This window comes from Blastopirellula retiformator, assembly GCF_007859755.1.
In the GTDB taxonomy this organism is placed as follows: Bacteria; Planctomycetota; Planctomycetia; order Pirellulales; family Pirellulaceae; genus Blastopirellula; species Blastopirellula retiformator.
Genome location: NZ_SJPF01000001.1, coordinates 960,627 through 984,640 on the forward strand (window position 1 = coordinate 960,627; position 24,014 = coordinate 984,640).

The following is a 24,014-nucleotide window of genomic DNA, read 5'->3' on the forward strand; positions in this document are numbered from 1 at the left end:
CGCGAGAACTGTTTAATAATTACGAATCGCCTGTTTCGATCGAAGGCCAAGCGTCTGGAAACGGGGGAGGAGAACGAAAGCCATGGCGAAAAAGAACGGCAAGCCAAAGACGACGCGGATGGACGAAGGAGCGGATCGCGTCCGGCGGAAGGAGCCTTACTCCAGCGAACGGATTACGCGAGTGGTCGATCGGCTGCGCGAACAAGCGGCTCGGCTTTCAAGCCTGGTCCGCTCGATGGAAGAGTCGGAGCTGGAGGACGTGGTCGTCGATGGGCACGCTATGTTGCTGCGAGGGTTGAATCAGATCGACAATTTCGCCGACAATACAGCCAGAGCGGTTCGCGAGGCGCGGACCGCCAAGTTCGAGTAACCTCGGCTCTTCTTCGCAGCCCCCCAGCGAAGCGAGCCGTCAGCTACGGCTCAGTCGCTGCTGCGTATGACGAACATCGCACCGCCGGATCGCACAAGCGGTTCCCGATTTCAGAAATGGCTGGCATGGCTGCTGTTGCTGCTGCTGGGGCTGTTGATTCTTGTGCCGCTGGCAATGTTGGCGATCGCTCGGGCCAGCGAAGCGGCTCAACCGGCGTTCGGCTTCCTCGTCGGGGGGGGGGTCAGTTTTTTGGTTTGTTATGCAATCTGGTCGTGGGGATTCGATTCCTCGATGCAGGTGCTGTCTCTGGTCTTCGGCGTCGTCGCCGCGGCGTTGTGGTTTTCGGACGCCTTCTTTATCTATGTCCTGGGTTTGATTTTCGGGTTCGTCGCCTACTACCGCAGCGATTGGTTTTGGGGAAGCGCCAACGCGGTCGCCAGATTCGTCGCGGACCGCATTTTCCGGCGTCCGTAGACGCTAATTGAGGATTTGTGGGAAAAATCTCTAGAACAGTAGCATCCCGGACGATCAAAAAGAATACGCTTCACTTTGGCGCCTTGATCTCGCTTAACGTTCAACGAGATGCATCTCGTGGATTCCGATACAACCACCCGTGATCGCCTGCGCGAGGGGCTCTGCTTGCCGATCGCGCCTATCGCCGCTACCGATGGTCAATTTGATCCGCACCGGCAGCGTACGCTGTGGCGCTATTACGCGACCGCCGGGACTGGGGGCGCCGTCGTTGATCTTACGAGTGGTTCCGCCGAACTGCGACGCGAACTGCTAGCGTCGCTGGTCGCTATGCCCGAAAAGCATGACTACCACCCGTGGCTGCGAATTCCGCTAGTCGCTGAAGCGGAGGCGCTGGCCACCGCCGTCGAATTGAAGGAGAGCGGCGTTCAGGCGATCGCCGTCGCCCTGGATGACGCTAACGCCGGTTCCTGCGATGATCTGGTCGGACTCTTGCAGGCAGTCGGGCGATCGGCGCCGCTGATCGTCTATCCGGCCGCCTACGCTTCGCCCCGCTTTTCGACCATCGAAGCCTGGCGACGGGTGCTTGAGATTCCGCAACTGTGCGCCATCTGCTTGCCGGCGCAGCGGCCGATCGCCGTGATGATCATGCGGGCGCTAATGGAGACGCGGCGCAAAGACATCGGCGTCTATACCGCCAACGAGATCAATCCGGTGATCGATCTGGTGACGCCGTTTCGCTATGCCAACGACAACAAGACGATCGAACGACGCGTCGTCGGCGGAATGTTGCGGTTGTGGGGCGCGTTTACCGCTCGCGCCGTGGAACTATTGGAACGTTGCCACATCGTCGGCGAACGAGGCGCCATTCCGGACGAACTGCTGCAGGTCTCGGTCGAAGTGACCGAAATGGCGCTGGCGCTCAGCGCCGAAAGCGGCGGCGGTCTCCGCGTAGTTCTGTGCCGCAACAAGATCCTCGCCGACAATCGCGGACTCGAAGGGAAGCGATTGAGTGATGAGACGCTGGACCGCGTCGCCAAGACGCTCAAGGATCACCCGCATCTGACCGACTTCGCCTACGTCGCCGCCCGGCTTGAGACGTGGAACGGCGAGTAGCGTTCGCTCTTTGCGGACGAACGCCTGATCTTTCGTAGGTTGGGTGCAGCGGAACGCTGGCCCAACAATGCGTTTGCAAGCAACAGGTGGGTTACGTAAGCGAACGACGTCTGGCGATCGAATCAGAATCGATCGCGCTTACTGCACCCACCCTGCAAGGAGCTACATTTAGCAGTCCGTTGATTTTCTCGACGGACTGCGTGATCGCACGGATGCGATCCCAAAATAACGACGTAAGTCGTTATTTTGGGAGCCGCGAAGAGCTATGCTCTGAGCCTGGCGAGGTTGAAAAATGCCACGATGGCATTTTTCAACCGGCAGTTAGCGCCTTCGCCGCTTACTCATCGCGCCAGATTTCGCCCAGCAGTTTGTGCAACTGCGGATCGTGTCGCTTCAGCTCGGCGTTGACGAACGGGTAGTAATCGTTGGTACCGAAGTACGCTTCGGTTCCTTCGGCGAAGTACTCCATCGGGTTCTGCAGCGCGTAGTGCCGTTCTTCTTTGCCGTTGTAGCGGAGGACCTTCTCGTACTGGCCGCTTTGTTTGGCGCGGTCATAGGCCGCTTTGATGGCGGCGTCGTCGTAGCCAAAGACGCGGTCGTGATAGCTATGGGCCAGTTCGTGCAGCAGCATGAAGGGCTGTTCTTTGGACCAGTCGATAAATTTCTGGGCGCTGGAGATCTCGACCGACTTCGCCTTCTTGTCGAGAAAGCCGTTCTTGCGGAGCCAGTCGGCCGATGGGTGGTAGCAGGCGCAAGGATCAAACTTGTCGTCGTCGACCTCCAGCCAGATTGGCGCTTTCTGGAGTTCGGTCAGCGGACGCCGCGGGACCAGGCGACAGATTTCGCGCAGCTTGTCCTGCAACAGGCGAGTCGCCTGGTCGCCCAACTCTTTCTCTTCGCGGAGCAGGCGTTTGTTGACGTAGACGTCCCACCCCTCGTAGTTCGTCAGGTGGTAGGCGGTGATCGGCTCCGGCGCGGCAGGTTTCTCCTCCGTTTCGGCGGCCAACAGGGCGCAAACGACAAGCGATACGATCATGGGACGACGCGATCTCTTTTTGAGGGGAAGCGAACGGCGGCGAAAAAATAAGCGTCGCGCGGCGTACTACGGCAAGCAGGCGTCGCTTGCTACCATAAAGGGCTGATCCACTTAGCGGCGACGGAATCCAAAACTATGAAATACGACAAAGCGAAACTCATCGAGATTGTACGTCAAAAGGGGCTTCAGTTCGGCGATTTTACGCTGGCCTCTGGCAAAAAAGCTTCCTACTACATGGATTGCCGCAAGGTGACCCTCGATAGCGAGGGGGCGCTGCAAGTGGCGCTGGGAATCCTGGAGATGATGGAAGGCGATCTGCCGGACGCCGTCGGCGGCATGGCGATCGGCGCCGATCCGATCACCGCGGCGGTCATCACGATGGCGGCGGTTGAGCAAAAAACGTTGGCCGGATTCATCGTCCGTAAGGAAGCGAAAGCGCACGGCACCGGACGCGACGTCGAAGGACCGGTCTCGCCGGGACAAACCTGCGTGATCGTCGAAGACGTCGTTACGACCGGCGGCAGCTCGCTGCAGGCGATCGAAAAGGTCAAAACGGCCGGGCTGGAAGTTCGCGAAGTGATCGCGATCGTCGATCGGTTGGAAGGGGGCGCCGAGGCGTTCGCCGCCGCCGGTTACAAGCTGCGGACGCTACTGACGGTCAAGGACTTTGGAATCGAACCGCCGCAGAAATAAGCGGAGATGAGCGATGCAGCCTGATGACGAACTTTGCCTTTGCTTTCATGTGACGAAACGCAAAGTGGTCAACTTCCTGCGGATTGAAAAACCGCGACGCGTCGGGCAGTTAAGCGAGTGTTTTGGCGCAGGGACTGGCTGCGGTTGGTGCCGTCCCTTCTTGCAGCGGCTTTTTGATCAAGCGGTCGCTGCGGGAGAAACCAGCGACGAACTGCCGACGCCTGAGGAATACGCCGCCATGCGCGCCAGCTATATCAGCGAGGGCAAAGGAAAGCCGCCTGGCGGCTCACCAGCTTAGCAGTCCGTTGATTTTCTCGACGGACTGCATGATCGCAGGGGTGCGATCCCAAAATAGCGACGTAAGTCGTTATTTTGCGAGCCGCGAAGAGCGATGCTCTGAGCCTGGCGAGATTGGAAAATGCCACGAGGGCATTTTTCAACAGGCAGTTAGGCCGACAGGGAAGATCTACGAAGCTTCCCCGAGGAGATTGGCGACCGCTTCGTCGGTGGTCGCAAATCGCTCCCAAAGCGAATCGATCTTCGAGCGACGTAGCACGCTCAAGCAAGGATCGTCCAGGCCGACCAATACTAAACGGCCGTTCCTCTTCTTCACCAGCTTCCAGGTTCGAATTAAGAACTGGATGAAATACGAGCCGAAGTAGCGGGTCGACGTGAGGTCAAAGATGACCAACGGCGGGTCCGCATGTTTTGCAACTTCGATTAGCTGCTGTGAGGTCTTGCCAAGATTGGTTTCGTCGAGACTGTCGTACTCATTGCCGAACTCAATGACGGTGACTTCACGTTTCCTTAGGATGTTAACCATGTTGAATTTGATGCACTGCTCTCGCGCGATTAGACGATGTTGATAACTAAATAAGAGGGGCGAACAGGCAGGGCATTTTAGGTGTCCAGATGTTTTCCGTAAGAATTCAAAAAACGATCTTGATTTCAGTCTACATTCGCCTGTCTCATTTTACAACCCATTAAACGGAAAGCAGTTACGCCTACGGCTAATGCCAAATAGGTTGCGGATGTTCCGCAAGCCGAGGTGGGATCTGTAGCGGTGTATGCATCTCCTGCCGGATGGAGTAGCTCCTGTGTGGGTTGCGGCGCCTGCCAAAGTGCTAGGTTTTCTGGCTGCGGAAATTCGTGGGCAATTCAACAGGGGAAGCTTGCCCTCTCAGCTATGATTGTGTGGGAGATTATCACATGACCAATACTGATGACGAAGCTGCTAATTCGGCGAAGCAAGCGGAGGGGGACGCGGTCGCCCGCCGTGCCGTGATCACCGCCGATGCGCTAATCCAGCAAATACGGGATACCGCGGATAAATTAGCGGCCGACGAATCTTCACGGGGCGACCTAAAAATTCTGAGTCGTTCGCTCCGAGAGCTGCGTTACGCCTTCAAAGTTTTCGCGCCGTATCGTCATCGCCGTAAGGTGACCGTCTTCGGATCGGCCCGCACGCCGGAAGACGCTCCAAGTTTTCAAGCCGCGCTCGAATTTGGCAAGAAGATCGCCGAGAAAAATTGGCTGGTCATCACCGGTGCGGCCAGCGGGATTATGGAAGCGGGACATCTGGGCGCCGGCCGTGAGAACTCGATGGGGCTGAATATCATGCTTCCCTTCGAGCAGGACGCCAACGAGGTGATCCTGGGGGACGAGAAGCTCGTCCACATGAAGTACTTCTTCACCCGTAAGTTGATGTTCGTCAAAGAGTGCGACGCGGTCGTCTGTTTCGCCGGCGGTTTTGGTACGCTGGACGAAGCGTTTGAAGTGCTGACGCTGTTGCAAACCGGCAAGCGCGAAATGTGCCCGGTTGTGCTGGTCGACGAGCCGGGCGGCTACTACTGGAAACGGTTCCACGAGTTCATGCTCGATCCGCTGCTGAAGCAGCGTTTGATTTCGCCCGAAGACCTGGCGATCTACAAGGTGACCGACAATTGCGACGAGGCGATCGAGGAGACGCTCGGTTTTTATCGCAACTACCACAGCATGCGGTTCGTGCGCGACAAGCTGGTGCTGCGAATTCAGGAAGCTCCGTCGCCTGAATTATTTGAACAGATTCAGACCGAGTTCCAGGACATTCTGGTGCGTGGCCAGTTCAAATTGAGCGATCCGCTGCCGCACGAAAGCGACCAGCCCGACCTGGCGCCGCTGCCGCGACTGGTATTCGAGTTCAACCGCCGCAGCCTAGGGCGGTTCCGGATGTTGATCGATTGTTTGAATCAGCAGTCGATCGAGCCGGCGCTGCGCGAGTTCCCCGAACCGTAATTGCGGTCAGGGGCGAAGCCAGGTGTGCCACTGCTGGCTTGTCCAGCAGGGTGGAAGTAGCGAGCGGTAGCTATCCGGCGTAGTTTGGGCGCAGCGCTGGCCCAACAATGTGCTTGCAAGCTCAAAGGTGGGTTACGTAGGCGAACGACATCTGGCGATCGAATCAGAATCGATCGCGCTTACTACATCCACCCTACAAATGAGATGGGATCCAGCTAGACCGGCTTACGGCAGTTGGAAGTACGATTCCGTTTTGACGATGGCGTTGTCGTCGGGGAATGTGTGGAAGGCCTGGATGAAGACGCTGCGGCTGCGGGTCTCGGCGTTGATGTAGCTGAGGGCGCCGAAGTTCATGCGGCCGCTGGAGTCGAACTGGTGGACGAGTCCTTGTTTGGGATCGTACGACAGTTCGCGTTGGCACATGCGAAAGAGTTTCGGCGTGACCGGTTCGAGCTCGAACTCCGCCTTGTAGCCGACGCCGCCATGGCAATCGAGCTTGTCAACGCGGCGGCCTTTCAGCTGATAAGCGATCACGCGGCGACGTTGCGGCAGCGGCTGATGGGCGCTGGCGCAGACTTCAGTCAGCGTCATCCCTTCGTACCGCCAGGTGATGATGTGACCGACGCTGGTGATATCGAGCTTCAAAGTGTAGCCGCCGCGCTGAATCGTGCGAGACTTGTAGATCTCGAACAACTCGGGGTGGAGCGAACGACTGTAGAGTTGGAAAACCAGCTCTGCGACTTTGGGACGAATCGATAGCACGCGGGAGGCTTCCTTGTGGTGAAAGTGCCGGCTGTCGAACCAGGGGACGGATCGGCTCGACGCTCCAATTATACGTTGCGTATCGACCGGTCACAAAGAGAGCTTTTCGCGTCTCTGTAGGTTACGATTATGTTCCGCAACTCTTTGTTCACAAGGACTTGACATTCGCCTTTCGTGTGCGCTGGATCTCGCTAGCAGCGGCGGCTAGGCGAGCGCCACGAAAACGTCGTAAAGCGCGTGCGTGCCGGCGGCAATCCCAAAACCGCGAAAGCTGAACAGAACGCCAAAGATAAGTCCCGCCGAACAGCGAAACAGGAAACTATACCACTGAAACGCTTCGCCAGCGGACGTAAAAAAGTCGTAGTGGGCGGCCGAAAAAATCAGGCTCGAGCCAACAATCGCAATCGCGGTCGCCGCCATCTTGGGTGCGCCAAACCAAGTGGCGGCTTGCCACAATACCGGAATCAGCATCAAGCGGAACAACAGTTCTTCATAGATTCCTGCGCCAAAATACGCAATCATTTGGCGGACAGTTTCGCTGGGCAAAATCGAGCCGCTCTCCGCGGCGATCTCCGCCTTCAGCATCGCCGCTTGCCAATGGGCCAGGCCGAGCAAGATCAAACCGAGCGCCGCCGATTCGAGCAACATCAGCGGCAGCACGCCCGGCGAGATTTTCCAGGGCTGCTCTTTCAGGTGATGCCAGGCCAGCAGACAGCCGCACGTCAGCAGCGGCAGCAGGAAATATTGGCCGAAGCCGAGCACGATCAGCAGTTCGCGCAGCCAGACGTCGACGCCGTTGCGGATCGCCTGCGGGCCCAGGGCGAAGACCCCCACCTCGTAGATCACCAGCATCGGCACGACGAAGGCCAGGCTCATCAGCGGCCTGGCCGATTCGGCGAAGTAGCCGGGCGAGGGTGGTGCGGTTTCGGCGTCGGACATCAAGACGTGGTGGGTCGGGTTGTCAGGGGAACGGGGAATATCGATATTGTCGGAGGAAATGGAGGTCGTCTCCAGCCCACCTTTCTGTGCCCGTATATCCGCTCATGTCGATAACTTTGTTGGACGTCTACGACCGGCTGCTCGCCCACTATGGCCCTCAAGCGTGGTGGCCGGGGGATTCTCGGCTGGAAATCATGGTCGGCGCCATTTTGACGCAAAACACGTCGTGGAGAAACGTCGAGAAGGCGATTTTGAATTTGAAAGAGGAGGGGCTGTTTGACCCCTTCAAGCTGCAAGAGACGCCCCAAGAGGGGCTGGCCGAGATCATTCGCCCGGCCGGCTATTATCGCCTGAAGGCGAAGCGGCTGCAGAACCTGATGCGGTATGTCGTAGAGACGCATCACGGCGATCTCGACGCGATGTTTGCGTGCAGTCTCTCTGCGCTACGAGAAGACCTGCTGGCGCTCAACGGCATCGGTCCCGAGACGGCTGACGCAATTCTGCTGTACGCCGGAGAGCTGCCGACCTTCGTAGTTGATACCTACACCGCGCGCGTGCTAAAGCGACATGGCTGGATCGAACAAGAGGCGGACTATCACCAGATCCAGGACTTGCTGGTCAGCGAGTTGCCGCAAGAGGTACCGCTTTACAACGAATATCACGCGCTTCTCGTCCGCGTCGGCAACGCCCATTGCCGGAAGACGCCCAAGTGCGACACTTGCCCGCTGTGCGAGCTATTGCCGCCGGGCGGGATTGAAGAAGGGTTTTGAGCGAAATAATCTACGCGTTTGCTCCGCACAGCGGACGCTACCAAGCTACGCCGCACGTTTGGTTTCCGCGGCGTTCTCGCCGGCAAGCTTATTCAGGATGTAGTCCGCTCCGCGGACGGATGCTCCGCCGCCGGCGACTTTCTCGCGTAGCTGGTGCAATTGGCGGATTCGGGTGGCGTGCGCGTCATCATCTTGCAGCCAGTTGACGATGCGCGTCGCCATATCGCCGGTGCGATCTTCGCAGGTCAGGTACTCGGGAAAGAGAACCTGCTCGGCGCCAAGGGCGTCGGGATCGTAGGTGTAATACTCGTCGTCGTAAAACGGCTTGTCGGTCGACAAGATGTTGACCAGCGTGATGTACCGCACCTTGCGGAAGAAGCTTTGCACCCACAGGGCGAACGGGCTGATCTTGTAGTGAATGACGGTCGGCTTTTCGTGGTACAGAAGTTCCAGCGAAACGCTGCCGCTGCAAGCCAGGCAACAGTGGGCCGATTGGATCAGCTCTGGCGTGCGATCGACCTGGACTTCGATATCGAGTCCCGAGGCGATGATCTGCTCGAACGCGAAGGCGGCCTGGTTTTCGTTGTAGGCGGCGACGGCGAAGCGGACGTCGGGAACTTGCTCGGCGATCTTTTTGGCGGTTTCCAAAAAGGGTGGCAGGTTGGCGGCGACTTCCTGCGAGCGTGAGCCGGGCAAGATCGCGACCAGCTTCCCTTTCTTTTCTCGTTGATCGGCCAGAAAGCCGTCATGCATGCGGTGCTGACGCAGTTGGTCGAAGTAGGGATGTCCGACGAAGGTGGCGTTGCAATCGCGCTCGCGGTACCACGCTTCTTCAAACGGCAGCTTGCACAGCACATGGTCGACGAAGCGGCGCATCTTCTTCACCCGCCATCCGCCCCAGGCCCACAGCTGCGGCGTGCCATAGTAGAAGACCGGAATGCCATGCGCTTTGGCCCGGGCGGCGATCCACCAATTGAAGCCGGGATAGTCGATCAACACGACGGCGTCAGGACGCGATTCGCGGAAATAGCGATTCGCTTGCAGCATCAAGCCGATGAAGCGATGCAGGTTCAAAAAGACCCGCAGGAACCACATGATCGCCAGTTTGGTCAGATCGGCGTGCAATTGGCAGCCTGCGTCGGCCATCTTGGGGCCGCCGTATCCGACAAACTCCAAGTCGCCGCGCCGCGCTTGCATGGCGCGAATCAGGTTCGCTCCATGTAAGTCGCCGCTTGGCTCGCCGACGCTGAAAAAGATCTTCATTGTACTTCCTTCTGATCCGCTTCAGCCTGCGCGTTTCGGTTCGCGCATGTCGTCAAAAAAAGCGACCCGTAATTCTGGTAAAAGGTTCTCGGTCCGCTGCAGTTCCGCATAGCTCGGCTCTTGCCAACGCCGGCACAACCACCAGGCGCAAGCCAGGTTCAGCGGAGAGGGCCAGCCGTCATGTAGCGGCTCGTCGGGCGCCGCCAGGGCATCGTACTCGATCGGCGCCTCGACGACGCGGTAACCGCGCATGGCGACGAAGGCGGCCAAATAGTAGTACGACCCGCGCGGCAAAGGCGTATGAATCAACGCCTCGCGGCGAGCCGCCCAAAACTGCGATCCGGGATCGCGGACGTCCATGCCCAACAGCATCCGCCGCGGCGTTCGCGCGATGCGATTTAGCCAGCGAGCCGAATTGTTGGAAGGACGCCGTCCAATCACCAGGTCTCCCCGCGACTGGGCTTCCAGCAGTGTTTTGATTTGGTGGGGAGGATACTCCAGGCCGGCCGTCGTAAAGACCAGCTTTTCTCCTTCCGACACGCGAATGCCGGCCACGATAGCGCCGGAGAGCCCAACTCGGCGTTCCAGCCGAATTGCTCGCAGCGGCGGCAGTTGGCGGCATAGGTTTTCGATCGTTTCGACCGTCGAAGGGCGCGAAGCGTCGTCCACCACGATGATCTCGAACGTTTTGTCGAGCGCATCGAGCTGGTCGAGCAAAGCCGGCATCTGTTCGACCAACGCACCGCCGGAGTTGCGTTGGGAGATGATGACCGAAATTTCGGGCATGCGCAGCGATATCCCTTCCTGGCTAACCGAGGACCGGCGCGGAGTATGTCAGAAATGCCTCGGAAGGTGTAGAGCAATTTTGAGCGCACCGAGGGCGCATTGTCGCTCTAGTGCTGGCGCCGATGATCAGCGCGCGCTGATGCCTGGCGGCCGTTAGCCGCAAGCGATGGCCGAGCCGGAGGCAAGCGACTCGGCGGCGATGGCGTAATTACGGAACCGGATCGTGTAATGTTCGTTGAACCAGCTCTCAATATGGGGGAGAAATTCGGCGTCGAAGTCGGGCTCGGCGTAAACGGTCCGCCCAGTGACGTCGGCCATGATTTGCCCTTCTTTGCAGATTACCCGTCCTGCCTGAAGGACGTACCGTGGTCGCTCGAACATCGTGCGGATGTCGTCTTGCGGCGAGTAGATGGTGATGTCGGCATCGGCGCCAACGCCCAGATGTCCTTTGTGGGCCAAGCCAAGCGTGCGAGCTGGCGCTGCCCGGGTGATGATGGCGATCTCTTGCAGCGTGTACTGGCGATCGAGATCGGCCACCGTGGTGCGGCCGCCGACCTGATCATGCATCTGGCCAATCGCCTCGCGGCGGAAATCGGCGTCCATCAGCAGGTGGATGATCTCCGGGTAACGATAGATCGCGCCGCCATTGGGGTGGTCGCTGCTCATGCAGACTCGCCACGGATCTTCGATTCGCAGATACCACTCTAGCCCGATCGCCCACTGCACCGCATGGACCATCGCCTTCTGCGGTTGGAACTCCATCGGAATCACGCCGCAGCTGCTCTCTTGCTCGCAGTCAGCCGCAAACCAGCGGTTGCCGGTCATTTCGGCCAGGTGCTGGGCGAAGGGAGCGTCGCCGGTCATGCCGAGCGTTCGTCCTGGGTTCACATGACCGACGTCGACCGTGATGTTCTCATGAGCGTTGACGTAGTCGATCAGCGCCGCGGCATTGCTGGCGAAGCTGGTTGGATCGTTTTCGTCGCCGCCGTAGCTGTGAAACTGCACATGGGCGAAATGTCCCCGGTGACCTTCCAGCGACTCCATCGTATGCAGCGCCGTGCGATAGTTGCCGGGCATCCCCAGGTTGTTGCAGTGAATGTGCAAAGCATGAGGCAACTTCAGGCGGTCGGCCGCCGCCGCCAGTTCGCGAACCACTTGCCGTGGCGTAACGCCAAAGTGCGGGACCGGCTCGTCCAGTTGCTGCAGCGACTTGCGGCTGATTTGCTTCCAGTTTTCGACGCCGCCCGGATTGACGATTTTCATGCCGTACGCCTTGGCGGCGTGCAGCGACCAGCCGAGATACGCGTCCAGTTCGGCTCGGCGACCTTCGCGAACATGATCGAGCACGAAGTGATTGTTGCCGAACAGCAGGTAAAAGCCTTTATCGATCAGCGGCGTGTCGGCCAACTCTTCGTGGGCGTGCCGGGCATGCAGACCTGGGATCGCCGCGTCCATCGCGGTGGTGTAGCCGAGCCCGGCGAACATGTAGCCGGCGCCGAAGGTGCTGGGAACCAAGCCGCCGGTCGCGGAACGGGTATGTTCGGTTCGCGGGATACGATGATCGCGGCGATACTCGGGCGTCATCTTCCGCCCGGCGTTGACTTTGGGGCCAGCGATGTGACAGTGCAGATCGACCCCACCCGGCATCACGACATAGCCGCGAGCGTCAATGCGGCGGCTGATCTCGGGGTTCGGCTCGGTTGGCGGCGCGACCACTTTGCCGTCACGCAACCAAAGGGTCGTCACTTCGCCGTCGATGTCGTTGGCCGGGTCGTGCAGAGTTCCGTTTTCGATGGCTACGTACGACACGGCGGTGGCGACCTGCGGTTAGAGACAGATTACTCGTTGAGGGCTTCGATCAGCGTTTCGGCATAGTCGCCGATTTCGTCGATCACTTGCTCTTCGCTCTTTTCGCCGATTTCGCCCATGCGGCGGACGATCGCCGAACCGACGATCACGCCGTCGGCGACTTTCTTCAGCGTGCGGACATGCTCGGGCTGGCTAATGCCAAAGCCGATGCAGATCGGCACCTTGGTTTGGCTCCGCAGCCACGAGACGTTGTCGAGCAAGTCGGGGGGCAACTGCGTCCGTTCGCCGGTGATGCCTGCGACCGAGACGTAATAGATAAAGCCGGTTGAAGTCTCCGCGATCCGCATCGCCCGTTCGCGCGACGTGGTCGGCGTGACCAGCTGGATCAGGCTGAAGTCGTTCGCCTGGCAGATCTTGGCGAAGTCGCCTGACTCTTCGACCAGCAGGTCCGGCACGATCGCCCCGGCGATGCCGGCCGCTTTGGCGTCTTGGATGTACTGCTCGGTTCCGTGACGGTGGATGATCGCGTAGCTGACCATGGTGACCAGCGGCGCCGACATTTCCGGCGTCGTCTTGCCGGCCATCTCCAGGATTTGGCTCAGCTTGATTTTGCGCTGCAGGGCTCGCGTGTAAGAGGCCTGAATCACCGGACCGTCGGCGATCGGATCGCTGTACGGAATACCGAGTTCGCAGACGCTGCCGCCGCGCTTGGAAAGTTCCTTCAGCGCAGCGGAAGTGACGTCAAGCGACGGATCGCCGGCGGTGACGAAGGGGATGAACGCCTTGCGGTTTTGGGCGCGAAGGTCGGCGAATACCTGGTCGATCGAAGACATGCGTAGGGGTAACTTTCCGTACCAGCGGACAAAGGGTTGAGGCGTTGCTTATTTCCGCTCTTCTTTCAGCCGAGCGATTTCGGCGGCGTCCTTATCGCCACGTCCCGAAAGGCAAATCACGACGATCTGGTCCGACGATTTCTCGGCCGCGACTTTCATGCCGGCCGCGATGGCGTGCGACGACTCCAGCGCCGGCAAGATTCCTTCGCAACTGGCCAACGCGTCAAACGCGTCGAGGGCGGCGTTGTCTTTGCAGTCGGTGTAGCGAACGCGACCGGTATCTTTCCAGTAGCTGTGCTCCGGACCGACGCCGGGATAGTCGAGACCCGCCGAGATCGAATGGACGTCGCAGGTCTGACCATCGTCGTCTTGCATGACGTAGCTGTAACTGCCGTGCAACACGCCAGGGCTGCCGAAGGTGAGCGGCGAAGCGTGATCGCCGGCGCCGTCGCTGCGGCCGCCTGCCTCGACGCCGACCAGTTCGACTTCTTTATCTTCGATGAACGGATAGAACATCCCGGCCGCATTGCTGCCGCCGCCAACGCAAGCGACGACCGAATCGGGCAATCGGCCGAAGCGGGCCAACGACTGGACGCGGGCTTCGCTGCCGATCACCGATTGGAAGTCGCGAACGATCTGCGGGAACGGATGCGGGCCGACGACGCTGCCGAGAATGTAGTGGGTCGTATCGACCGACGACATCCAGTCGCGCATCGCTTCGTTGATCGCGTCGCGCAAGGTTCGAGAGCCGGTCGTGACCGGGCGAACTTCGGCGCCCAGCAGTTTCATGCTGAAGACGTTGGGCGCTTGGCGACGGATGTCTTCTTCCCCCATGTAGACGACGCAGGGAATGCCAAAGTGGGCGCACGCGGTGGCGGTCGCTACGCCATGTTGGCCGGCGCCGGTTTCGGCGATCACCCGCTGTTTGCCCATCCGCAAGGTGAGCAGCGCCTGGCCGAGCGTGTTGTTGATCTTGTGGGCGCCGGTGTGATTCACATCTTCCCGCTTCAGCCAGATCTGGGCGCCGCCACATTTTTCGCTAAGGCGCTTGGCGTGATAGAAGGGGGAAGGGCGGCCGACGAAGTCTTGCAGCAACTGGTCAAGTTCGGCCTGAAACGCTGGGTCGGCTTTCGCTTTGGCGTACTCGACCGCCAGCTGGTCGAGGGCTCGCGTCAACGTCTCCGGCACATAACGTCCGCCGAAGGCGCCATATCGACCGGTGGCGTCCGGAACATTCGCCGAGGCGGTGCCGACAGATTCGCTAGCAGGATTCATTCGCACTTTGCGGGGAAAGGGGTTAAGCGGGGCGTTTACAGAGGTGGACAAAGTCGCCCGTCCAAGGTTCGAGTATCAATGGAAGCTTTTGGGGGGTCAAGTAGAGGGGAGTAAGTGTCCGGGTGGCATTGGCGCCTAGCGGCTCACACTAACCCGAGGCGCGAGCCGAGGGAATGCGGCCCAAACTAAGATCCAACGTGTCAAATTCGAGCTGGCGTCACTCGAATAGCGGCCGCATTCATTGTCACGAAGACGTGGCGCCGGCGCCCGCATAGAATAGGAATACCTGTACTGTATTTCTCCCCACCCCCACCACGCCATGCCGGAACTGCCAGAAGTCGAAACGATGCGCCGCGGGATTCTCTCGATCGTCGGCGGCAAAGTGGCCGATGTCGCCAAACCCCCCTGTGCTCGCCGTCCGATCTTGCTCTCACCGGGGATCGCCGCATTCCGTCGCCGCACGGCCGGGCGGACGATCACCGCGATCGACCGGGTCGGCAAACGGGTGGTGATCGTTCTGGAGGGGGGAGATCGCATCGTGCTCGAACCGCGGATGACCGGGCTGGTGCTATTGGCCGACCCCCCAACCCGCGACCATCTGCGGTGGGTGATGACGCTGGAAGATTGTGCGGTCGAAAAAGTGTGGTTCTGGGACCGTCGCGGGCTCGGATCAGTCCGGCTGTTCACTGAACGGGAATTCATCGCCGAGTTCACCGAAAGCGGCAAGATCGGCCCTGACGCGTTGGCCATCAGCTGGCAAGAGCTACGCAGCCGCCTCGAGAAAAGCCGCCGGGCGGTCAAAGTGGCGCTGCTCGATCAGAAAGCGGTCTGCGGCGTCGGCAACCTGTACGCGGCTGAATTGTTGCATGTCGCGGGCGTTCATCCCGAAACGCCATGCGATGCGATCTCAACTGCTGCCTGGAAGAAGATCCACACCGCGATGATCGACGTGCTGCAAGAGGCGATTCGCTACGAAGGCTCAACCCTTGGCGATGGAACCTACCGCAACGCGCTGAATAAGGATGGGGGTTACCAAAACTGTCATCGCGTGTATGGCCGCGAAGGGGAGCTATGTCGGACATGCGGGAAAAAAGAAGTGATCCGCATTGTGCAAGCGCAGCGGGCGACGTTCTATTGCGAGCGGTGTCAGAATAGGAATCGGTCGCACTGAACGCGGTTTTCGATTCAGGCGTTTCCAGGAGTCTTTCGGGAATCTGGGAGCAAAAAGTATCGGCGCCGGGCAAACCGGTTTCGTAACGGAGTAGGGGGAAGATCTCCAGCAGTTGCTCTCGGCTTTCGATCTTCGTCATCACCGAGACGTTCACCCAATGCGGCGAATGTTGCACGATCCAAGTGCTGGGCGTCTTGGGTGGCGCTGGGGCGAAGACTTCGATGCGTTGCACTTCGTCCAGTGTGCCATGTCGTACGGTCGTTGAGACGCGAACCGAAAGGTAGCCAATCACGACGAAGATGATCAGTGCTAAGCTGCCGACGAAGTAGTTGCGAGGGAATATGCAATTCTCCTGCGCTCGGGTAGAACTGCCGACTACCAATCTCCAGGAACTGCCCACGTCTTGTTGCGTGCAAACGACGCGAGCTGTCCCTGGGACGTACGCGTTGCTTACTTGCGCAGCTCGACGACCTCTCCGCCGGCATGGGTCAGCAGGCCCTTCAGGATCTGGTCGGTTAGCTGCTCGCGGACCATGTATTGAACGCTGCCGTCGTACTGGGCGACGTTGATTCCGTCTCCAGGGCCGGGCAAGAGGGACTGCATCGGAAAGGTGAGGTCGACCTCAAAGTCATCGGGGCGAGTCCAGATCACCGCGTCGGCCTCGGGCGTTTCGATAACCGCCAGCGTATTGGAGGCGCCGTCGGTCATATCGGCGAAATTCAGGTCGCCTGGCTTACTGGCAGGCAGACTTTCGCCCAACGGACGTTGGTAGCGAGTCCGGCCTTCTTTGGCTAACGCCGCGGCTTTGCGTCAAGGCTTCGTTGCGTACGACCCGGTACAGCCAGGCTGCGCAATTGGTCGGCGGCGAGCTTTGGCGGGTCAGTTTGACGAAGGCGCACTGGACGGCGTCTTCGGGATCGGGGCAGAGCTGCCGGGCGTACAGGGTCAATGCTTCGGTATACCGATCGAGCAACTGGCCGATCTCGCGGGAAATCCCCGGGCGAGACTTGGGTTGCTGATTGGGCGTTTCCGACAAGGCGTTGCTCCCGCGTGGTTTATAGATAGGACGCCGCCAAGCCTGTCAATTTCCCAGAAATTGCGGAAATGTCGAAAACGGAAGAGAAAAATCCAGAAACCGCGGTCGAAGAAGTCATCGCGCACGAAAAAAGCCCGCGAGATTATCACGCGGGCTTTTGGTATATCAGTCGATGTCGCTCACTACTTGTTGGCGGCGACGCGACCTTGTTCCAGCAGTTTGACGTAGTCCGAGGTGACGTCGATCACTTCGTCGAAGTAGAAGTCTTTCTTGACCACTTCTTCGGGGTTGTCGTTGTCTTCCTCAAACTGTTCCTGCTCGGTCTTTTCCTTGTCGAGCTCTTTTCGCTCGGCCAGGTATTCCTGTTCGTTCAGGTTGACCGCTTTACGATTCTTTTGCTCGACGTAGCGGACGATGTTCTTCTCGACTTTCTGGAAGTCGGTCGAATCCTTGACCCGAGCGTCGGCGTCGGCCTGCAACTGCGTCAGCAAGTCGCTGCTGACCATGTTGTAGATCGTGTACTGAGCTTGCGGAATCTTGTCCCAGGCGATCGCATAGTCGAGGTCGCCTTCGCCGATGTCCATGTGGGTAGTGATCCACGGCAGGACGACGTCGGCTTCAACGCCGCGACGCTGCGTGCTTTCGCCGTTGGGGCGATAGAACTGCTGCATCGTGATCTTCAGGGCGCCATAGTTCGGCGGGTTCGGAACTGGGAAGAGCTGGCTGCCCAGGTCGAGCAAGCTTTGCACGGTCCCTTTGCCGTGGGTCGCTTCGTCGCCGACGATGATGCCGCGCTTGTAGTCTTGGATGGCGCCAGCCAGAATCTCGCTGGCCGAGGCGCTCAGCTTGCTGGTCAGCACGACCAACGGGCCTTTCCAGACCATGCCGCGATCGGTGTCGTCGTAGGCTTGGATGTTGCCGTTGGAGTCTTTGACCTGCACGACCGGGCCTTGATCGATGAACAACCCGGTCAGGTTGATCGCTTCGGTCAGGCTACCGCCGCCATTGCGACGCAGGTCGAGGATGACCGCTTGAACGTCTTTGTCGTTGAAGTCGTCCAGCAGTTTGCGAACGTCGCGGGTGGTGCTCTTGAAGTCGCCCAATCCGCGGCGAGCGGCGTCCATGTCCATATAGAAGCTGGGCAGGTCGATCCAGCCGACACGCAGCGTGCGGCCATCTTCGGTCTGGTGATCGATGATCTCGCCGCGGGCTTCGCTATCCTTCAGCGCGATCTTAGCGCGGGTCACGTTGTGGATGACCGTGTCGCCGGTTCCCTTGGCTTTGACGCCCAGGCGAACGACCGTGCCAGCCTTGCCGCGGATCATGTCGACCACGTCATTCAGCTTCATGTCGACGACATCCATCATTTCGCCATCGGCGCCTTGGCCGACGCTGACGATGGTGTCTTCCGGATGGATCTTGCCGTACTTGTCGGCGGCGCCGCCGGGGATGACCTTGGTCACCTTCACGATGCCGTCTTCCGACAACAGAGCGGCGCCAATGCCGTCCAGCTGAAGACGCATGCTGATGTTGAAGTTCTCCAGCGTCGACGGCGACATGTAGGTGGTGTGCGGGTCGAACGACGAAGTCATCGACGTCAGGAACATCTCGAGCAGCTCGTCCGAGCTGGTCTGCGACATGCGACGCGCGAAGCTTTTGTAGCGGCGATGGATCTTCTCTCGCGATTCTTCCAGAGTCTTGCCGTCCGCCTTTTCCGACAGAATGTCGAATTTAACGCGTTGGCGCCAACGGTCGTACGCTTCCTGTTCGTTCTTGGGATAGGCGATCTTGTCGGCGTCGGTGATGAACATCTCCTTCTTCTCGAAGTCGAGGTCCGATTCCAACACTTGATCGACCATCGCGACTCGCTCGTTGACGCGCTTCAGGAAGCGGTCAAACACGGTCCGCGAGAAGCTGACGTCGCCAGCGTTGATCATGTCGTCCAGTTTGTCCCGATTGGCGGCGAACTCGTCGACGTCGCTCTGATAGAAGTAGAGCTTCAGCGGGTCCAGGGTCTTCAGGAATTGGTCGAAGGCCCGCTGCGACATTTCGTCGTCGATCGGGTGATTCGACAGGTGATCCTTTTTCATCAGCTGCGTCACGGCGAAGGCGACGCGGCGCTCGCTTACTTTCGGAGCGATTTGGGCCGACGATTGACTCGGCAGAAATACGAAAATCGAGGAGAGAAGAAACGACGCGAACGTCAAGACGCGAAATGCGCCAGGGCGACGCCAACTTTTCCCAATAACGGTCGTTGGGTGCATGCCAATCCCTTACGTTGAAACTGTATGTGTGTGGTTGGAGTGGCGAAGAGGGCCAAATGTGGGGCTGGGACGGGGTTATAACCGATCCTATCCACAGGGTCTACGTCACTCAAGCTGACGCGGTTTGCCTGATTTAACCCCGTACTGGTGAGATGTTTTCAATTTTTACGTGTGATAGTTGCGATCGGCAAGTTTTTCTTGCGGTTCATTTTTCAGAACCAAAGAAAACCGGCCGCCGCTCCCCCTATTGCGGCTGGCTTCTTTGGGTAGGTTTGACGTAAGATAAGGAAAGCTATCGATTTAAACGCGAAAGATCACGCCCGGCGCCAAGCGCCTCCGAGCGGAACAATATGGCGAATTACAGTTATCTTAAGTTACTTTCGGGCACCGGTCCCGGCACCAATTTCGCCCTCGACGCCGAAGTCGAGAACCTGATCGGCCGCGGTCTGGAATGTCATATCACCCTGACCGACCCCCTCTGTTCGCGGGTTCACGCGGCGATTTTTCAAAAAGATGGCGCCTGGTGGGTCAAAGATTGCGAAAGCCGGAACGGCTGTTATCTGGACGACCAGCGGATTTCCGAGGGGAAGCTGTTTGACGGTGGACGCTTACGCGTAGGGGCGACCGAGTTCAATTTCAACAGCAGCAGCCAACCCCCCACTTCGCATGATCCCGACTCGACCAACATGACCCAGACGGTCGTCCGGGACCTGCCGGTCGATCCCCAAGACACCAATCTGATCGCCCTGCGCGAGCTGAAGGACTACAAGCAGGCGCAGCGGCTGATTTTGCTGTACCAGTTTGCCATCAAGTTGCTGGGGTGCGACGACCCGGACGTGATCGTGCGAATTGCGCTCGACCTGCTGAAAGATCACTCGAAGGCGGCGGTCGTTGGTTTTCACTGGCTGACAGAAGATGGCAAGCTGCGGCTGAAACGGCAACTGCCAGAGGATACCGAGGACGCGTTCAAGCTGAGCGAATCGCTGACGGCGATGGTCTGCCAGCAGGGGCATGCGGTTTGGATTGCCAACGAGACCAACCAGGACGAGTCGAAAAAGCTGAAGCATTTTGCCGACGCGATCTGCGTACCGCTGATCGACAAAAAGAAGACGCTGGGGACGCTGCATCTGTATCGTGAGCAAGAGCGGTTTCTGCAGAACGACCTCGACTTTACGATTTCACTCGCCAACATCCTGGTGATCGCGTTGTCGCGAGCCTGGGAGCTGAACAAGCTGCAGGCCGGCTACGATCGTCTGGTGCAACAATCGGCCGCGTTCGACGAACTGATCGGCGATAGCCGCCCGATGGAAGAACTAAAGCAGCGAATTACCCGCATCGCCAAAGCAGGCGGGGCCGTCTTGGTCCGCGGCGAAAGCGGGGTCGGCAAAGAGCTGGTCGCCCGGGCGCTGCACAAGGCGTCGAGTCGCAGCGATCGTCCGATGCTAAGCGTCAACTGCGCCGCGTTGCCAGAGTCGCTGATGGAAAGCCAGCTGTTCGGCCATAAGAAAGGTGCCTTTACCGGGGCCGACGCCGATCATGTCGGCTTCTTTCAGCAGGCCGACGGTGGGACGCTCTTTTTGGACGAAGTGGGGGAACTGACGCTCGACGGCCAAGCGAAGTTGCTGCGGATTTTGGAAGGGCATCCTTTTTTGCCGCTGGGCGCCACCAAAGAAGTGAGCGTCGACGTGAGACTGATCGCGGCGACCAACCGCGACTTGGCCGAGTTCGTGCGGGAGAAGCGATTCCGCGAAGACTTGTACTACCGGCTCTGCGTCTTCGAGCTTTACATTCCGCCGCTGCGCGAACGGGGCGACGATATCGAAACGCTCGCCAACCACTTCCTCAACCACTTCAAACGTCAACATGGGCGTCCCGAACTGGTTTTGTCTGACGCGGCCAAGAAAAAATTGTCGAGCTACCAGTGGCCTGGTAATGTTCGACAATTGCGCAATGTGATGGACAGTGCGGTTGTCTTGGCCGACGCTGCGATGATTGAGCCGCGTGATCTGGGACTGCGCGACGCCGGACTAGGCGAGCCGGAGTCCTTGCGTTTTGACTTCTGGGAAAAGAAACTAATCGAAGAGGCGATGGAACGCACCGGGGGCAACGTTTCGGAAACGATCAAGTTGCTGGGCGTCAGTCGCGCGACCCTGTACCGAAAACTGGATGAGTACGGCCTAAAACGATGAGTCGTGGGATCGACGATCGGGACCTATCTACCAGCGGATACCGCCCGCATCCTATTTTGCGCGGACCGCATCTACAAACCATTGTCGGCGCCTATTGGAAAGGGCATTCGTTTCCCTACGCCGCCGAACAGCATCAGGTTGAACTTGCCGACGGCGACAAGATCGTTTTGCATGACGACGCTCCGGAAGGTTGGCGGGACGGAGATCGGACAGCGCTCTTGATCCACGGACTGGGCGGTTGCCATACCAGTCCTTACCTGGTGCGGATCGCGGCCCGGCTCAATGATCTGGGCGTGCGCACCTTTCGGATGGATTTGCGCGGTTGCGGCGCTGGAATGAAGCTGGCCAAGAAGCCGTTTCATGCGGGCTGCAGTGACGACGCCGCCGCGGCGGTTCAGTTTATTCACACGCTTTGCCCAAGTTCACCCTGCACGGCGATCGGCTTCTCCTTGGGCGGCAATGTCGTCCTAAAGCTGGGGGGCGAAGTCGGAACCGGCGTTTGCGGCGGTTTGGACTCGATCTTCTCGGTTGCGCCCCCGATCGATTTGGCCCACTGCTGCGCCAACATGTCGCGAGGTCTCAATCGGCTGTACGATCGCGATTTTGTCCGGCGGTTGATTCGCCGGGTCGAATTGCAAAAGGAATATGACGAAGAGGCGGCCAATTTCCGCTTCTTGCGGCGACCGCGGAGAATTGTCGAATTCGACGCCGAGTACACGGCGCCCAAGGCAGGCTTCGGCAGCGTTAACGAGTATTACGAGAAAGCGAGTGCGGGGCCGCTGCTTTCGCAGATCGCCATGCCGACCCACATCCTGACCGCCGGCGACGATCCGATCGTGCCGCGCGAGATCTTCGCCAAGTATCCCCGCTCGCCGCTGGTGATGTTGGAAGTGACCAGTCACGGCGGGCACCTCGGGTTTCTCGCCCCGCGTAACGTCACCGCCGATCGTCGTTGGATGGACTGGCGGGTCGTGACCTGGGTCGGCGAGTTGATGCAACGATCTTAGCGATTGACCCTACCAGCCTGTTGAAAAATGCCATCGTGGCATTTTCCAACCTCGCCAGGCTCAGAGCATAGCTCTTCGCGGCTCGCAAAATAACGACTTACGTCGTTATTTTGGGATCGCATCCGTGCGATCACGCAGTCCGTCGAGAAAATCAACGGACTGCTACGGTCTTTCCTATTTCCGACGGCGTTTGCGCCTCAGGCTACGATGCAACGCGATCGGGCTTACTTCGGCTGCCGCAGGGGCAACTCGACGACGAACCGAGCGCCGCCGGTGGAGGGTTCCATGTAGATTCGCCCGTTGTGGTGTTCGGTGATCCGGCGGACGATCGCCAGGCCGATGCCGGTACCTTCCGAGTTGGGGTCGAGCTTCTCAAACAGACCAAAAACCTTCTCGTGGAAGGCGGGAGGGACGCCGGGCCCATTGTCGGCGAAGGTCATCCGCAATTGCGTCGCCGTGGAAATCCAACTGACGACGATCTCTGGACGCTGGGGATCGGCAAACTTGGCGGCGTTATCGAGCAGATTCTGGAAAGCCTCGACCAAACGGATGCGATCTCCTTCGAGTTCGACCGGGTTCCCCTGAAGCCGGAGGTCGATTCCCTTGTCGGGCGAAGTCAAATCGATCCGGCGGATCGCGTCGTTAAGCAGGCTTGGGACCGTGCAATGCTCGGTCGGATTGACGACGCGACCGATGCGCGAGAGCTCGAGCAGATCGTCAAGCAAGCTGCTCATGGACGAGCAACCGTTGGAGATAAACTCCATGTCCTCGTGAATCGCCTTCGGGTCGCCTCGCCTTAGATCTTCACGCAGCGCGCCGACGAAACCACGGATCGTGATCAAGGGGCTCTTGAGATCGTGCGAGACGGTGTAGGTGAATCGTTCCAGCTCGGCGTTACGGATTTCGACCTGCTTCAGCAGCGATTCAACCTTGCGGCGACTGTCGATGATGTAGGAGTTGATGCCGCCGCAAAAGAGGCCTGCGACCAGCAGCGACAGGAAGACGATCGCCGGCATCGTGTAGAGTCCTTCCGAGGCGAACCTGCGCGTCGCCGCCAGTTCGACTTGCATCGGCAATCCGTCAAATTCGACGCTGTCGATGGAATGACGACTGAAGTTCTCGCTGACGTCGCCATCGGACGATTTCAAGCCGATAATTTCGAGCTTGGGAGAGCGGGGACTGGCTGCGTAGACGCGAACCACGAAATAGTTGGGCATCTTGGCGGCGATCGACTCTTCGAGCGAAGCTTCCGAAGAGTAGGCCACGACGCAACCGACGTGATGCGTCACGCCATCGGTCGCGGCGCTGGCGACCGGGAAACAGGCGATCAATCCCGGACCTGGCAGCGGCGTCTTGACGTCGGGGGGAATCACATCGACCGTCAAGTCGCTGGTTTGCGTCGAAGCGTCGAGCGCTTCGGACAAGAGGCTGTTCTTCTCGATGGGCGATCCGGCCCGCGATGCGAGGTCGCCGTCAGGTTCGGTCAGCACGATGCGCCATGGACTTTGTTCGTCGGTCGAATCGCGGTTGGCGAAAAAGAGCTGATCGACGACGGCGTATTTCTCGCTCTGCCGCATCCGGGAGACGAAGATCTCCCACTCTCCCTTTTCGACCACCTGGCTGGACACGAACAAGGTTTGCGCCCGATCGGCGGCGCTGCGGATATCGTCAAACTGTCGCTGGACGACTTGCTCAAGCGAGCGGGAATATTCGAGGAAGAGAATCGTGCGGCGGCTCTCTTGATACCGCCAGCTGAACCAGGCGGAGATCGTCGCCAAGACGAGGAAGCCGGCGAAGACGCCCCAGCCGTACCGATCCAGATGCAGTCTGGGGATCTGGGATTCTTCAGGTTTCTCGAGTTGCGAGTCCATCGCCGGAGGAGTTCAAATCGCTGAGAAGGACAATGAGCGCCGCCTAGTGAAGGCTCGCCCTACACATGGCCTATTGTAG

The 24,014-nt window shown here is 59.2% G+C and carries 23 protein-coding genes; 10 read left to right on the forward strand and 13 right to left on the reverse strand.

Annotated elements, in window-relative coordinates:
• Positions 1-82 precede the first annotated feature (82 nt).
• From Enr8_RS03945 to Enr8_RS03955, 3 genes are all read left to right on the forward strand, one after another.
• The gene (locus Enr8_RS03945; RefSeq protein WP_146429297.1) at positions 83-370 is read left to right on the forward strand and encodes a hypothetical protein; all 288 of its coding nucleotides are present in this window, start codon (positions 83-85) and stop codon (positions 368-370) included.
• A 66-nt stretch (positions 371-436) separates the two neighbouring features.
• Complete coding sequence (locus Enr8_RS03950; protein WP_146429298.1) at positions 437-844, forward strand: hypothetical protein; 408 nt, start codon at positions 437-439, stop codon at positions 842-844.
• Between the two features lie 117 nt (positions 845-961).
• Positions 962-1,957, forward strand: coding sequence for a hypothetical protein (locus tag Enr8_RS03955; protein ID WP_146429299.1), 996 nt, complete (start codon positions 962-964; stop codon positions 1,955-1,957).
• Positions 1,958-2,294: 337 nt separating this feature from the next.
• Here Enr8_RS03955 and Enr8_RS03960 read toward each other — a convergent pair whose 3' ends face one another.
• Complete coding sequence (locus Enr8_RS03960) at positions 2,295-2,993, reverse strand: M90 metallopeptidase family protein (RefSeq protein ID WP_146429300.1); 699 nt, start codon at positions 2,991-2,993, stop codon at positions 2,295-2,297.
• A 135-nt stretch (positions 2,994-3,128) separates the two neighbouring features.
• On the opposite strand from Enr8_RS03960, the gene pyrE reads away from it, so the two are divergent.
• Both pyrE and Enr8_RS03970 read left to right on the forward strand, forming a co-directional pair.
• Complete coding sequence (gene pyrE, locus Enr8_RS03965; protein WP_146429301.1) at positions 3,129-3,686, forward strand: orotate phosphoribosyltransferase; 558 nt, start codon at positions 3,129-3,131, stop codon at positions 3,684-3,686.
• Positions 3,687-3,699: 13 nt separating this feature from the next.
• A complete protein-coding gene (locus tag Enr8_RS03970; RefSeq protein ID WP_146429302.1) occupies positions 3,700-3,984 on the forward strand; it encodes a (2Fe-2S)-binding protein in 285 nt (94 codons plus the stop codon).
• 168 nt (positions 3,985-4,152) lie between these two features.
• On the opposite strand, the gene Enr8_RS03975 is transcribed toward Enr8_RS03970, so the two are convergent.
• Positions 4,153-4,509 (reverse strand): STAS domain-containing protein, encoded by a 357-nt coding sequence (locus tag Enr8_RS03975; RefSeq protein ID WP_146429303.1) that lies wholly within the window; start codon positions 4,507-4,509, stop codon positions 4,153-4,155.
• Between the two features lie 386 nt (positions 4,510-4,895).
• Between Enr8_RS03975 and Enr8_RS03980 the strand changes: the two genes are divergently transcribed.
• Complete coding sequence (locus Enr8_RS03980) at positions 4,896-5,960, forward strand: LOG family protein (protein ID WP_146429304.1); 1,065 nt, start codon at positions 4,896-4,898, stop codon at positions 5,958-5,960.
• 225 nt (positions 5,961-6,185) lie between these two features.
• On the opposite strand, the gene Enr8_RS03985 is transcribed toward Enr8_RS03980, so the two are convergent.
• Both Enr8_RS03985 and Enr8_RS03990 read right to left on the reverse strand, forming a co-directional pair.
• Positions 6,186-6,722, reverse strand: a complete 537-nt coding sequence (locus Enr8_RS03985; protein WP_146429305.1) for a DUF2617 family protein — start codon at positions 6,720-6,722, stop codon at positions 6,186-6,188.
• 204 nt (positions 6,723-6,926) lie between these two features.
• Entirely contained in the window at positions 6,927-7,661 is a 735-nt protein-coding gene (locus tag Enr8_RS03990; protein WP_146429306.1) for a CPBP family intramembrane glutamic endopeptidase, read from the reverse strand.
• A 104-nt stretch (positions 7,662-7,765) separates the two neighbouring features.
• Between Enr8_RS03990 and Enr8_RS03995 the strand changes: the two genes are divergently transcribed.
• Entirely contained in the window at positions 7,766-8,431 is a 666-nt protein-coding gene (locus Enr8_RS03995; RefSeq protein WP_146429307.1) for an endonuclease III domain-containing protein, read from the forward strand.
• A gap of 45 nt (positions 8,432-8,476) precedes the next feature.
• On the opposite strand, the gene lpxB is transcribed toward Enr8_RS03995, so the two are convergent.
• From lpxB to trpB, 5 genes are all read right to left on the reverse strand, one after another.
• On the reverse strand, positions 8,477-9,694 hold the full coding sequence (lpxB, locus tag Enr8_RS04000; protein ID WP_146429308.1) for a lipid-A-disaccharide synthase: 1,218 nt from the start codon (positions 9,692-9,694) through the stop codon (positions 8,477-8,479).
• A gap of 21 nt (positions 9,695-9,715) precedes the next feature.
• Entirely contained in the window at positions 9,716-10,480 is a 765-nt protein-coding gene (locus Enr8_RS04005; RefSeq protein WP_146429309.1) for a glycosyltransferase family 2 protein, read from the reverse strand.
• Positions 10,481-10,633: 153 nt separating this feature from the next.
• Positions 10,634-12,289: a formylmethanofuran dehydrogenase subunit A gene (locus Enr8_RS04010; protein ID WP_146429310.1), complete on the reverse strand. Its 1,656-nt coding sequence runs from the start codon at positions 12,287-12,289 to the stop codon at positions 10,634-10,636.
• 29 nt (positions 12,290-12,318) lie between these two features.
• Positions 12,319-13,122, reverse strand: a complete 804-nt coding sequence (trpA, locus tag Enr8_RS04015) for a tryptophan synthase subunit alpha (RefSeq protein WP_146429311.1) — start codon at positions 13,120-13,122, stop codon at positions 12,319-12,321.
• A 48-nt stretch (positions 13,123-13,170) separates the two neighbouring features.
• Positions 13,171-14,397, reverse strand: coding sequence for a tryptophan synthase subunit beta (trpB, locus tag Enr8_RS04020; protein WP_146429967.1), 1,227 nt, complete (start codon positions 14,395-14,397; stop codon positions 13,171-13,173).
• A 319-nt stretch (positions 14,398-14,716) separates the two neighbouring features.
• Here trpB and Enr8_RS04025 point away from each other — a divergent pair, with 319 nt between their 5' ends.
• Positions 14,717-15,568, forward strand: coding sequence for an Fpg/Nei family DNA glycosylase (locus tag Enr8_RS04025; RefSeq protein ID WP_146429312.1), 852 nt, complete (start codon positions 14,717-14,719; stop codon positions 15,566-15,568).
• A 450-nt stretch (positions 15,569-16,018) separates the two neighbouring features.
• On the opposite strand, the gene Enr8_RS04030 is transcribed toward Enr8_RS04025, so the two are convergent.
• From Enr8_RS04030 to Enr8_RS04040, 3 genes are all read right to left on the reverse strand, one after another.
• The gene (locus Enr8_RS04030) at positions 16,019-16,327 is read right to left on the reverse strand and encodes a hypothetical protein (RefSeq protein ID WP_146429313.1); all 309 of its coding nucleotides are present in this window, start codon (positions 16,325-16,327) and stop codon (positions 16,019-16,021) included.
• Positions 16,302-16,604 carry an RNA polymerase sigma factor gene (locus Enr8_RS04035; protein WP_186767419.1) on the reverse strand — a complete coding sequence of 101 codons (303 nt, stop codon included), beginning with the start codon at positions 16,602-16,604 and terminating at the stop codon, positions 16,302-16,304. Before Enr8_RS04035 ends, Enr8_RS04030 begins: the two co-directional genes overlap by 26 nt.
• 182 nt (positions 16,605-16,786) lie before the next feature.
• Positions 16,787-18,868 carry a carboxy terminal-processing peptidase gene (locus Enr8_RS04040; RefSeq protein ID WP_146429314.1) on the reverse strand — a complete coding sequence of 694 codons (2,082 nt, stop codon included), beginning with the start codon at positions 18,866-18,868 and terminating at the stop codon, positions 16,787-16,789.
• A 350-nt stretch (positions 18,869-19,218) separates the two neighbouring features.
• Between Enr8_RS04040 and Enr8_RS04045 the strand changes: the two genes are divergently transcribed.
• Together Enr8_RS04045 and Enr8_RS04050 are read left to right on the forward strand one after the other, a co-directional pair.
• Positions 19,219-21,057 (forward strand): sigma 54-interacting transcriptional regulator, encoded by a 1,839-nt coding sequence (locus Enr8_RS04045; protein WP_146429315.1) that lies wholly within the window; start codon positions 19,219-19,221, stop codon positions 21,055-21,057.
• Positions 21,054-22,064: a YheT family hydrolase gene (locus tag Enr8_RS04050; protein ID WP_146429316.1), complete on the forward strand. Its 1,011-nt coding sequence runs from the start codon at positions 21,054-21,056 to the stop codon at positions 22,062-22,064. Before Enr8_RS04045 ends, Enr8_RS04050 begins: the two co-directional genes overlap by 4 nt.
• Positions 22,065-22,288: 224 nt before the next feature.
• Here the strand turns inward: Enr8_RS04050 and Enr8_RS04055 are convergent, their stop codons facing one another.
• On the reverse strand, positions 22,289-23,935 hold the full coding sequence (locus Enr8_RS04055; RefSeq protein WP_146429317.1) for a sensor histidine kinase: 1,647 nt from the start codon (positions 23,933-23,935) through the stop codon (positions 22,289-22,291).
• Positions 23,936-24,014: the final 79 nt, after the last annotated feature.